This is a genomic window from Leeuwenhoekiella polynyae (genome assembly GCF_004104075.1).
GTDB lineage: Bacteria > Bacteroidota > Bacteroidia > Flavobacteriales > Flavobacteriaceae > Leeuwenhoekiella > Leeuwenhoekiella polynyae.
Genome location: NZ_QOVK01000006.1, coordinates 30,436 through 43,135, shown reverse-complemented (window position 1 = coordinate 43,135; position 12,700 = coordinate 30,436). Strand labels below are relative to the sequence as shown.

The following is a 12,700-nucleotide window of genomic DNA, read 5'->3' as shown; positions in this document are numbered from 1 at the left end:
TTATCATTTTTCAGAACGCAGGAGTCGTATGTTGTATACTGCTCCGGCTGTGTTGTATGGTAACGCCTGAAATTTCACGCGTATCTGTTTTTTACCTTTAACCAGTTCATTGGGAATTTCATAGACTACGTCCTTAAACAGAGATTGTTCCCAGCGTTTGGTGTTGTCTTCGGTAACCAATTTTTGATCATCGATATAAATGTCAAACTTGCGGCCGCCCCATTCTGCTCCCCAATACCGAACCAGCAGGCTAAGATCGGTTTGAGAATTTGTTGCAAATTCATAACTGAAATAACCATCAGCAGGAGCTTCCCTAAAGAAATCTTCATTGGCATTGCCCCTTCTGGATTTTTCTTCCTGCATATTATGATCGGTTTCGGGCTGTTGTTCTCCGGTAGCCACATAGTCGAGGGTACGATTTTCGATTTTGATTTTTCGCTTTTCCAAAGCCGCTAATGAATCGGTATAACTGGTGTAACCTTCGGGCGTGAGCGAAAGCCAATACGTCATATACCGTGCATCGTGAATGTTGGCAAAAGGCTCTAATTCCAAATTTTTGTCGCTGTTCAAAACTTTGGTATCTAAAGTAAAATGCAAGGGTTTGTTAGCAACCGGCTCTAATTGATTTGCCAGATCGGAAAGCTTTTCGGTTATAAGAATAGGAGCCTGATCTACCGGAAGGAATTTCCCGGAAGGATACTGTCCCCAGCGGCCATCTCCGGCAATAAGTCCGTTTAAATCCTGAGTTCCCGTTTTAGCACCCAGCAAGATTGGGCCGTGCATAAAAGCCTGATATTCGGGTACGTTGGGCATTGCTACGGTAGTATTTTCCATAGGAAATTGTACCAAAATGACATCGCCTTTTTTCCAATTCCGGCTGAGTGTCACGTAAGAACCTTTTTCGACATTTACCTCAACCGGTTTTCCATTTACCGTAATGCTAAAACCATCTGCTTTGGCCCAGGAAGGGTATCGCAGGTTCAGGTTAAAAGCGGCATTACCTTTTATGATTTCAAGGCGGGTTTGTTCTTCTTCCGGAAAGCCTGTGGTTTGCTTTAAGCGTATTCCTTTTTCGCTCCAGTTTACTTCTGAAGCCACAAAAAGATTTACATACAGGGCATTTTCGCTATGCGTATAAATAAACTGGTTGTATTTGCCGTGGTTTTCCATCCCGGTGCCCACGCAGCACCACATCGCCTCATTGGGAGCTGAATACACGCGGTAGTGCCTGGGTCGTGTTGATGTAAAATACACATAACCGCCGTGCTCTGGGTGTTGGGAAGATCTGATGTGATTAAAAAGCGTGCGCTCGTAAAACTCAGCATACTTTGCCTGTGGATTTATACGGAATAAATCTTCGGTCAATTTGAGCATATTGTAGGAGTTACAGGTTTCTGGCCCGTCAATCACGTTTACATAATCTATACTCGAAGCTTTACTGGGAAAATGCTCCCTACGGCTGTTTCCGCCAAATGCAAGGCTTCTGTTTTCAACTACCGTTTTCCAAAAAAATTGACTAGCATCCTTGTATTTTTCGGTATTTGCTAATTCCGCTATGCGTGCAAAACCTACAAATTTGGCAATCTGGGTATTGGCGTGCATATTATTTAAAATATCGTTGCCCTCAGCAAGTGGATTGAGTAGTCTTTTATGCGAAAACCGTTTTGCGACTTCCAGATATTTAGGTTCACCACTTATTTGATAGGCATCGGCATAGATTTCGTTCATTCCGCCGTGTTCCACATCCAGCATTTCTTCCATCTTCGCTGCATCAAGATCTGCCGTGATGGCCATTCCCCAATCGCAATACTTCAGAAAAAGGCTTTTGGCACGCTCATCATCTGCATACAACCAGGCATCACGCAAACCCGCATACATTTTATGAATATTATACCAGGGCGCCCAGGACTGTTTGTATGCTGATAAATCCCCATCTTTGAGAGTTGACCAAACCTTTTCGCTATTGGGCATTCCACCTAAATAGCCAACACCCCAGGACGGATTGTTGACAGCGTTTGCCTGTTGAATGGTGTCAAGTTGGGCTATCATATAATCCATTCGCTTTTTACATTCGGTACTACCAGTTGCGGCGTAATTCATGGCCATTGCAGAGAGGTAATGCCCACCTACGTGACCGTCTAGCCCTGCCCAGTTTGCATACGGATCTGAGATAGGTTCCAGACCGGCCTCAATACGGTAAGGCGCCAGCAATCGGTCAACATCGTACTGCAGCAACACCTCAATATTCAAATCCCGACCCTTCTGAAATGGACCTTCTAAAAGGGTCACCTCATCCAGATCAAATGTATTCTTATAGAGTTTGCTTTGTGCAAAACTTGCTGCACCGGTGCAAAACAGCACCAAACAAAGCACTGTTTTAAAAAGATTTAATGTATTTCCCTGAATAGGATTCATCGTTGTTCTAGTTCTTTGGCGTTAAAATGTAAGTTTCTCCAGGTTCTGTTTGTAACTCGTATTCAAAAACCGTTATGAGGTCGGGTGTTGATGCTGTGGGATTAGTAATAAGCGGTTCTTTGGGATTCGGAGTTTGGAAAAAACCGGTTTCTGCTGCTTTTTTAGATTCTATCAAACCTTCACCTTGAAGCGGCTGGTAGGAGCGAACCCGGCAAACACCTCCTAATGCTGATGTAATTTCTAGTGTTTTGGCTTTATTCGCCTCCCACTCCAGATTAACCTCAAAACCACCACGGGCTTTAAGACCTGTAATGGAACCTGTTTTCCAGGCATCGGGTAAAGCCGGTAGGATATGAATGGCACCATCATGACTTTGCATAAGCATTTCGGCAATCCCGGCGGTACAGCCAAAATTCCCGTCAATCTGAAACGGCGGGTGTGCATCAAACAGATTGGAATAGGTTCCTCCTTTTTGTTTTCCATCAGGCTGAATAGACGGCGTAAGTTGATCCTGAATGAGTTTATACGCGTGATTGCCGTCTAGCAAACGTGCCCAAAGATTGACTTTCCAACCCATAGACCAGCCGGTTGATTCATCGCCCCGAGCCACCAGAGATGTTTTTGCAGCCTCAAAAAGCTGCGGAGTACGATAAGGCGAAATCTGATTGGAAGGGTACAATCCGTATAAATGCGATACATGGCGGTGGTTGTCTTTTGGGTTATCCCAATCGTACATCCACTCCTGCAACTGCCCCCATTTCCCGATTTGCATCGGAGGTAAACGCTGAAGACTGGCTTCAATCTCATCTAAAAGATCGCTTTTTTTATTCAAAATTTTTGAAGCCCGAAGGGTTTTAGTAAACACATCAAAAACCAACTGGTTATCCATCGTGGCGCCAGCCGTTACCGACTCCGGATGATCGCTGTAGGGTGCGTTTTCGGGCGAAATGGAAGGTGCAATTACCAACCAACCGTGCTCCGGTTCTTCTACTAAAAAATCCTGCAGAAAGCGTGCAGAACCTTCAAGTATGGGATACACCGAATCCAGAAACTGCGTATCGCCGGTATATTCATATTTGTCAAATAAATGCTGCGAAAGCCAGGCACCGCCCATTGGCCACATTCCCCAAAAAGCAGCATCTACCGGACCAGTAATGCGCCAGATATCGGTATTGTGATGGGCAACCCAGCCTGAAGCTCCGTACATTTCCCGGGCGGTTTCCTGCCCGGTTTCTGAAAGTTCGCGGATCATTTGAATCAAAGGCTCGTGTAATTCAGAAAGATTGGTACTTTCTGAAGGCCAGTAATTCATCTCGGTGTTGATGTTTATGGTGTATTTGCTGTCCCAAACTGGTTTTAGATCATTGGCCCAAATCCCCTGTAAATTTGCGGGCTGGCCACCGGGTCGTGAAGACGAAATCAACAAATACCGCCCAAACTGAAAATACAACGGCACCAGCGCCAAGTCATTTCCATCTTTAAAATGGGCTACGCGTTCATCGGTAGTAGCGCTATTTGGCTTTGCCTCACCCAGCTTAAACTGAACCCGATTGAAATAGTTTTGATAGTCTTTAAGGTGTGCCTCTTTTAAATAGGTATAGCTTTTTTGAGCAGCCGATTCTAAAAAAGCCATCGCTTTAGCATTGGCATCGCCCCCGATATCGTTATAGCTTTTAAAATTGGTAGCCATCGAGATGTACAAGGTGGCGGAGTCTGCTTGAGAAACTTCCAGTTTTTTTTCGCTTTGCAAAAGGCTTCCACCGGTGGTTTTTGCTTTTACCTGAGCTTCAAACTTTATGGCACCTTCAATGCCCTCGTGGTCACTGCCCGTACCCTCTAAATGCAAAATGTTTTCGGCATCCACAAAAGAAGTTGCACCTTCCTGTCTGCTCAATGAAGCCGAAAAATTGAGGGCTCCGGCTTTGCTTGCTGAAAGTTGAATCACAATTACCTGATCGGGAAATGAGGAAAATACTTCCATTTTATAATCCGCACCGTCGCGGGACCAGCTCGTGGTTGCCACAGCAGTTTCCAGATCAAGGGTTCTGGAATAGCCTGTAACCGAACCGACATTCTTGAAATCAAGATGCAGTTTACCCAAAGTCTGATAAGGCATTCCGCTTTTACCGCTAAAAAATTTTTGGTTGACCAAATCCTGAGCTTCAGCGTATTTACCGTCAAAAATCAGCTGACGTACCTGAGGCAATGCCTCTTTAGCCTGTGGATTATCGTTGCGATAGGGTTGCCCGGCCCATAGGGTATTTTCATTTAATTGAATGGTCTCGTGGTCGGGATCGCCATAGACCATAGCTCCCAAACGACCATTACCCACCGGAAGCGCTTCAACCCAAAGTTTTGCAGGTTCATCGTAGCGCAAGCTCATATCAGGTTGTTGGGCATACGCCGAAATACCCAGAAAAATCAGTATGAATGTACTTTTTATGCTCATCATTTTAGACTTCATTTAGTTTTCTGAAAACATCCAGTAATCAAAAAACAGAATTTTAGTTGCCGCTTTTCCTTTGAATACAAAATAGAGGTCGTGCACGCCGGTCACCTTTTCGATCTCCTGAGAAACCAAAGCCCAGCGGTCATCCCCTCCGGTCATCGGTACTTTAAAAGAAGTTACAAGTGGCCCGTCTTTGCGATCCAGATGAACTTCCATACTCACATCGCTGTTGTGAGTAGTGCCCACTCGAGCTGTAAAACGAGTGGCACCCTCTTTTCTAAAATCAACATCGCGTACTTTACTGTACGCATCATTTTTCAAAGCCGTCACAAAAACACCTACAGTTTCATTTTCGTGTGCCTTAAGTCCTTCAGACCAGGCGATGGTCTCGGCTTCATTTTTTAAAAACGGATTCAAGACCTGTAAACTTTTGGTAATTCCTTCGGTCATCTGAAGCTCCGGAATGTTTCCGTTTTTATCAAATTTCAGCTCTTCAACAGCCACCGAACGTGTAAAGCCACTTCCGCCCGGAAGTGCCGCGTTGTGATAAAACAGGAAGGTTTTTCCTTTATAATCAATCACTCCCGGATGATTTGTAAATGCCCCTCCCTGTCTGGGCATCACTTTGCCCTGATAGGTATACGGTCCCGTGATATTTTTGCTGGTGGAATAGCCCAGGTGTTCGGGTAATGGACCTGCGGCGAAAATCAGGTAGTACAATCCGTCGCGTTTATACACCCAGGGACCTTCTTCGTAAGTTGTAGGACGGCGCTCGTTAGGTTCGCCTTCCCGTTTGCCAAAGGCTTCGATTGTATTGGGTATTTGTTGTATCTCACCCTCAACTGTAATCATATCCTCCTTCAACTTCACGTAATAACACACGGGATTTCCCCAAAACAAATAGGCCTGCCCATCATCATCAATAAAAACTGCAGGATCAATATCAGCCTGACGCTCCTGGATAAGGGGTTTCCCTAAAGGGTCTACAAACGGTCCGTACGGACTATCCGCTACGGCAACTCCAATCCCGTTTTTACCATTTCGGTCTGTGATGGGCACATACATGTAGAATTTACCGTCACGCTCTGTAGTGACCGGAGCCCAGGCGTTGCGCTGTGCCCAGTCAAAGTCTTTATAGCTCAACACCGTACCATGGTCAGTCCAGTTGACCATATCCTCTGTGGTATACAGGCGCCAGTCATCCATCGTAAACCAGGTGGAGTCGTCCTCATCGTGGGAGGTATAGAGGTATACTTTCCCGTTATATGCCATAGGCGCAGGATCTGCGGTATAATTGGTTTGTATGATGGGGTTTTGGGCGCATACCATGCCAATCGCCATCAGATTAAAGAGTATATAAAATGTACTTTTCTTCATGTTCTAGTCATTTACAAGTGTAAATCCACCTCCAGGCTGAATGGTTAATGCCAACTTTCCACTTTTTGGAATCGTTATCTTTTTGGTGAAGGTTTCCGAATTTTTATCATTGATGAGCGTGACGGTTTTGCCTGCTAAAAAAGGAAGGTCCAAACTCAGTTTTTTAGGCTCTGCTTCGGCATTAATGCCCGCCACATACCAGGTATCTGCATGACGTCTTGCCAGTACCGAAAACATACCGGGATAGCCATCTATAAATTGGGTTTCATCCCAGGTGGTTGGTAGTTTTTTTAGGAAATCCAATTCAAACTTTGGCGCATCATCCAGATTATTTGGGGTTAGTGCTAGGAACTGCAACGGATTTTGGAACAAAACCCCGGTAGCCAATTGAAATGCATCAGTGGTCAGGCGTTTTTGCCCGGATTCATTTCCTCTATTCAAATAATCATTGAGAACTACTCCACCAAACTCCATACTCGCCACAGCATTGCGTATAAAAGGATGCATGCTCGCGTTATAGGCTTCTTTTTTACGCACATCCTCAACAAATACCAGCATTTCTGAAGCTACCACAGCCTCACTCCCCACAAAATTGGGGTACATACGCTCCCAACCGCGCGGTAGGGTGGTTCCGTGAAACACGATCATCAATCCGTAATCATTCGCATCCGAGAGAATATCTTCATACAGGCGCATGGTTTCCTGCTTATCTCCTCCAAAAAAGTCAACCTTAAGCCCTTTGACTCCGGCTTCTTTAAGCCATTTCATTTCTTGTTTACGCTCAATCGAGGTGTTCATTTTATTAAGCGGAGTCTGAAAAGCATCGTTGACAATGCCATTTGAATTGTACCACAGAAAAACACCTACATCTTTAGAAGCCGCGTAATCAATGAGTTCTTTCATTTTCTCATAACCTATACGCTCGTCCCACCAGGCATCGATGAGGATGTATTTAAAATCCATCGCTGCTGCCAGATCGATATACGCTTTCTGGTCGTCATAATTCATACTGGCATCCTGCCAGATAATCCAGCTCCAGCTGCCTTTACCATATTCATAATCCTGTGAAGGCTCGTAAAGGGGTTCAACCACATCCCAGGGAATAGTCGTTTCTACAATAGGTTTTAGGCTTTTGCCAACCGTGATGGTACGCCAGGGAGTAACTCCTGGCAAACCCAGTTGCGCGCCACTACTGCCGAAACCATTATTTTCCTTTTCACTAGGGTATTCTACGTAAAAAGTTCCGTCTTCATAGGAACTAAGATGCGAAGCCGGATACAGACTACGCACACCGGTTTCAGAGAGCAGTACCCAGAATTCATTTTTTACTTTAAACAATCCCGGAAACACATAACCTCCGAGAGCTTTTTGTTCGATTAGGGGTTGATCTGCCCGGTAAGCCGACTCATAACTGGGTGCCGTACGTGCAAAACCGGTCATCGGGCGCATCACATTAGATAGAAAAGAGGTGGTCTCCTCGGGAAAATTAAAACCGGTACGCTCTCGCTCCACCACAATAACGCGGGTATCTCCCCATTTTGAAATTTCGTACCGAAATGCAATATCGTTATCGCTCACCTGAAATAAAACAGAAAACTGACGGTCTTTAGAATCCTTTACCGTGTAGCGAAGTGTGTTAGCTTTATAAGTAACATGAGACTGCTTTATTTTGTCCTGAACGTAGGTTTTAGTAAGGGCATCCTTTACAGCTTCAACAAAAACCAAATCTTTGCTGAAATCCCCTTCATTTGTAGTAAAGCCTAAAGGTGCGTTCTCAATTACAAGAATATTTTCATAACTAACCGAATACACCGGCTTAGCATTAACCAATTCTACGCTGAGTTGAAGCTTATTATCAGGTCCACTTATTTGCTCCTTTTGAGAAAAAAGGGTTATACTAACGCATATAAAAAAGATGGAAAGCGTGTTTTTCATAAATTTTAAACTTGGTTTGTGAAACTTAGACTATAAATTTATCAAATGGTTTAAAAGACTATAAGTCTAAAATGTGTAAATTACGAAAAGTGTTGCGATTACATTTATGAACTTGTTTTTTAAATTTTATTTCTAAAAATTTTTATCAAATATTTATACATAAGCAATGAATACCTTCATTATTTAAAAATAGTTGGATAGAAAACAAGTTTTAGTGAAAATAATTAGGCACTTGTAGCTTTCTTAAAATACTATGAATAGGGACTACATTTGATTAGAAAGATTTAAGTCTGATTACTTTAAGTCAGTCGATCCAACTTATACCATTAAAAAGTCATTTCAAAACTGAAAATTAAATTTATTTTAATCTACATAAGCTTACCCTAATTATGATGATATTTAATCGATTCATTATTATATTCTTCTTGCTTTTAACAGCAACTTTTACAGTCCTGTCAGCTCAGGACTTAGAGGAGAAACTTAAATTTACCGAGGTGAAAAACCTACCGGTTCAGCGTGCAGTGACTGCATTTGCTCAGGACACCAACGGCTTTCTCTGGTTTTCTACTTATGGTGCTGGTTTGTATAAGTTTGACGGAAGCACTTTTACTGCATATAAAGAGAGCTGGAAAGATGAGCAATCATTAAGTAGCTCATTGGTTCATGCAATTTATACAGATTCAACTGGAAACATCTGGTTGGGTACTGAAAAAGGCTTAAACCGATACCGGCCCGAAACCGATGATTTTGAAAACATAAGCCTTAAAACTTCAGATACAGAAAAGCCATTTGCCATTCATTGTATTGAGAGTCTCGAAGAAAATACACTCATCGTAGGCTCTCACAATAATGGAGTTTATGAGGTAGATATCCCTACAGGAAAGATTACATCGATACCTTTTAGAACTCCTATTAATAATGACTGGCTGCGTATTAATAGTATTGAGATCGCCCAGTCTAATATCTATCTGGGAACTTCTCTCGGGCTTTTTGAGTACAATGACCAGACTGGGCAAATTGATCGCAGTGAATTCATTTTAAACAAAAAAAAATCCCGTATACCCTATCACATTAGCAAATTATGCAAAGACTCTGATGGTAATCTTTGGATAGGTACCTATAGCCACGGCTTATTTCGGCTTGATTTAAATGAAAAAGTTTACAATTACCGGGAGTTGCCCATCACAAACAAACGTATTCTTTCTATAGTTGAAATTGATCGGGGTAAAATTCTAGTAGGTACTGAAAATGACGGACTTTTTATTCTCAACCAGGAAGGCGAATTAATAGACAATTATACGCAAAGCAAATTTGGAGATAATCTCATACAATCTAACTCGATCTGGAGCCTTTTTGTAGATAAAGATCAACGTGTTTGGATAGGTTATTACAGTGATGGCATCAGTTTTTATGACCCTGATTTTGATCGATTTAAAGATATTGAAAGCATTCCTTATAAAAAGGAGTCTTTACAAGATGGCTCAGTTACCGGAATTCTCGAAGATGAGGATTCCAGATTATGGATTAGTATGGATGGTGGCGGGATTGATGTTTTAAACAAGAAAGCGCAACACTTTACCCATTTAATTGATCCTAATAATCCCATTGCCAAAGGTTTGTCCACCGGTGATATACAAACCCTGTTTTTTGACAGTAAGAAAAATTTATGGGCGGGCTCTTGGAATGCAGGGATCTTTTTCCTTAAAAAAGGAAGCTCCAGATTTAAAAATTACACAAATGAAGATGGTTTGGCTTCCAGAAGTACTATCTGTTTTGCCGAAGACTCTCAGGGAACGATCTACATAGGCACCTTTAATGCCGGGCTGCAAACATTTGACCCAAAGACTTCTAAATTTACTAGGCTTAACAGTGAAGTGTTTAGCAATGCCGGTATTGCTAATTGTGATGTGCGGAAAATATTAATAGATAAGAATGACCTGCTCTGGGTAGGTACCACAAAAGGGTTATTTACTGTAAAAAAAGAGGCAAACGGTTACAAAGTAGAATCAAAAAATAAAGAAATGTATGCTGCCAAGCAGAGCAATGATTTACAGTATTACATTTTATCGCTATACATGGATGCTCAGGAAAATGTATGGATCGGGACAGATGGCGGAGGGTTATTTAAGTATGACGTCAAGTCAAACTCTTATAAATGGTTTCAGGATCAAATAGAAAAACAAACAATCGCATCGATAATAAGTGATTCACAAGGCATGATCTGGTTAGCCGGAAATAACGGTATTTCCAAATTTAACCCGGAAAATAATGAAGTCATAAATTACACCGCAAATGATGGACTTCTTGCTAATGATTTTCACAACAATTCGGTATTAAAAAGCAGCAAGGATATGCTGTATTTTGGAAGCTATAATGGGATTAATTTTTTTAACCCTACTGTTTTAAACATAAATCTTCAGCAACCTTCCCTCTATTTTTCTGAGTTACGCCTTTTTAACGAAAAAGTAGGTCCAAAAACCGAAGACTCTCCTTTAAATGAGGTCTTATTTTCTACAGATAAACTTACTCTTAAACCTGATCAATCTGTCTTTACCATTGATTATGCTTCTATAGATTTTACAAGACCCTCAGATAATAGCTATGCCTATATTCTTGAAGGCTTTGATAACTCTTGGAATTATGTAGGCAATACTAAAAGTGCAACATATACAAATATCCCTGCTGGTAATTACACCTTTAAAGTTAAAGCAGCAAATAATGATGGCTTTTGGACTCAAGACCCTATCGCCTTAGCGATTACAATACTTCACCCCTGGTATAAACAGACTTGGGCAATAACACTTTATATTGTAATCATTATTATTTTGGCCTATTTCGCCTATACATTTACTCAAAATAGAATCGCCGAAAAACGCCTGATTCAATATGAACGTGACAAACGCCAGCAGGAAGAAGAATTAAATAACAGAAAGCTTCAGTTTTTTACGAATATCTCTCATGAGTTTCGCACTCCTTTAACGCTTATTAAAAATCCTATTGAAGATATAATCACTACTAAAACCTATACATTCCCGAAGGAAATAGCTGCAAAGCACAGAAGTATCTTTCGCAATACAGAACGCTTAATTCGTTTGATTAACGAGCTGATGGATTTTAGAAAACTTCAGTTTAAAAAAACCGTCATAAAGGTTGAAAAAATTACCATTACTCCCTTCTGCGAAAACATTGTTGCTCATTTTAAAGAAGAAGCCTATCAACGTAATATTGCCCTCGAGGTAACTTCTGAAGAAGACGATCTGAGCGTTTATGCTGACCCCGGCATGTTAGAAAAAATAATATTTAATTTACTTTCAAATGCATTTAAAGCGACTCCAGATAATGGCTTGGTCTCTGTCTCTCTCAAACGCACCGAAGAGCCTATAATATTACCTGAAATTTCTTTTGAAAGTCCGGTTGAAGCTCTTGAGATTCAGGTTGAAGACACTGGTTTTGGAATTCCCAAAAAAGAAATTGAGAAAGTTTTTGATCCTTTTTATCAGGTTGAAGGAATGAATAAACAGTATTATGGTGGTACTGGTATAGGTCTTGAAGTAGTACGCAGTTTTTTAATCATGAATAAAGGTAAGATTGAGGTGAGCAGTAAAGTAAATCAAGGCACAACCTTTAAAATCTATCTGGCACTTGGCAAAGAACATTTTGATAGTTCTGAACTATTAAGTACATCTGAACTTATTCCTGAACAGGAAACAGAAGATTCTATGATCGAATTACCACAGGATAGCGTAACAAAAAATCCTCCTGAAAATGAGCCTGAAAAGCCTAATACCCTCCTGATCATTGAAGATAACTTTGAACTACGCACGTATTTAAAAGAGCAATTGAAAGATTACTATAAAGTTGTTGAGGCCATCAATGGAGAAGAAGGTCTTGAACAGGCACTAAAAATTATTCCAGATGTTATTCTTACCGATGTTCTGATGCCTCAAATGGATGGTGTTGAATTTTGCAGAAGGCTTAAAAGAGATATTAAAACCAGTCACATTCCTGTGCTTATGCTTACCGCAAAAGCACAAACAGACGATTGGCTTGCCGGACTTGATGCGGGTGCTGATGCATATATCAACAAGCCTTTTAATATTAAAATTGTACGCTCTCAACTCAAACAACTTATTGAAAACAGACAAAAACTGTTTACAAAATATTTTAGTGAATTGAGTACTGCCGATTTAAAGGCAAACAGTACATCTATAGATAAAAAATTTATAGCCAAAGTGATCAATTACATCTACAAAAACATTGATGATCCTAAGCTTAATGTAGAGAATCTCGCGAATGAACTGTATTTAAGCCGAAGTCAGTTGTATCGTAAAATCAAAGCATTAACCGGTCAGACTGCAAATGAATTCATTCGTAAAATTCGTTTGGAAAAAGCAAAAGAATTACTGGAGAACGGCGAAGAATCGGTTAGCGAGATTGGCTACAAAGTAGGCTTCTCGACTCCGTCCTATTTCACGAGATGCTTCAAATCTGAATTTGGAAAATTGCCTACTGATATAAAATAGT

General features: G+C 41.3%; 5 protein-coding genes. 1 reads left to right on the top strand and 4 read right to left on the bottom strand.

Annotated features, from left to right (window positions below):
• Nucleotides 1-3 precede the first annotated feature (3 nt).
• The 4 genes from DSM02_RS08885 to DSM02_RS08870 are packed head-to-tail and all read right to left on the bottom strand — an operon-like array spanning nucleotide 4 to nucleotide 8,176.
• Nucleotides 4-2,415, bottom strand: coding sequence for a glycoside hydrolase family 127 protein (locus DSM02_RS08885; RefSeq protein ID WP_128765287.1), 2,412 nt, complete (start codon nucleotides 2,413-2,415; stop codon nucleotides 4-6).
• 7 nt (nucleotides 2,416-2,422) lie between these two features.
• The gene (locus DSM02_RS08880) at nucleotides 2,423-4,867 is read right to left on the bottom strand and encodes a glycoside hydrolase family 95 protein (RefSeq protein ID WP_240674016.1); all 2,445 of its coding nucleotides are present in this window, start codon (nucleotides 4,865-4,867) and stop codon (nucleotides 2,423-2,425) included.
• A gap of 12 nt (nucleotides 4,868-4,879) precedes the next feature.
• On the bottom strand, nucleotides 4,880-6,241 hold the full coding sequence (locus tag DSM02_RS08875; RefSeq protein ID WP_128765285.1) for a glycoside hydrolase family 43 protein: 1,362 nt from the start codon (nucleotides 6,239-6,241) through the stop codon (nucleotides 4,880-4,882).
• A 3-nt stretch (nucleotides 6,242-6,244) separates the two neighbouring features.
• Nucleotides 6,245-8,176: a glycoside hydrolase family 97 protein gene (locus DSM02_RS08870; protein WP_128765284.1), complete on the bottom strand. Its 1,932-nt coding sequence runs from the start codon at nucleotides 8,174-8,176 to the stop codon at nucleotides 6,245-6,247.
• 389 nt (nucleotides 8,177-8,565) lie between these two features.
• Between DSM02_RS08870 and DSM02_RS08865 the strand changes: the two genes are divergently transcribed.
• Nucleotides 8,566-12,699, top strand: a complete 4,134-nt coding sequence (locus DSM02_RS08865) for a two-component regulator propeller domain-containing protein (protein WP_128765283.1) — start codon at nucleotides 8,566-8,568, stop codon at nucleotides 12,697-12,699.
• Nucleotide 12,700 lies beyond the last annotated feature (1 nt).

Excerpts from the sequence above, each read along its gene's own strand:
- DSM02_RS08885 (WP_128765287.1), bottom strand. The coding sequence starts at position 2,415 with ATGAATCCTATTCAGGGAAATACATTAAATCTTTTTAAAACAGTGCTT.
- DSM02_RS08880 (WP_240674016.1), bottom strand. The coding sequence starts at position 4,867 with ATGATGAGCATAAAAAGTACATTCATACTGATTTTTCTGGGTATTTCG.
- DSM02_RS08875 (WP_128765285.1), bottom strand. The coding sequence starts at position 6,241 with ATGAAGAAAAGTACATTTTATATACTCTTTAATCTGATGGCGATTGGC.
- DSM02_RS08870 (WP_128765284.1), bottom strand. The coding sequence starts at position 8,176 with ATGAAAAACACGCTTTCCATCTTTTTTATATGCGTTAGTATAACCCTT.
- DSM02_RS08865 (WP_128765283.1), top strand. The coding sequence starts at position 8,566 with ATGATGATATTTAATCGATTCATTATTATATTCTTCTTGCTTTTAACA.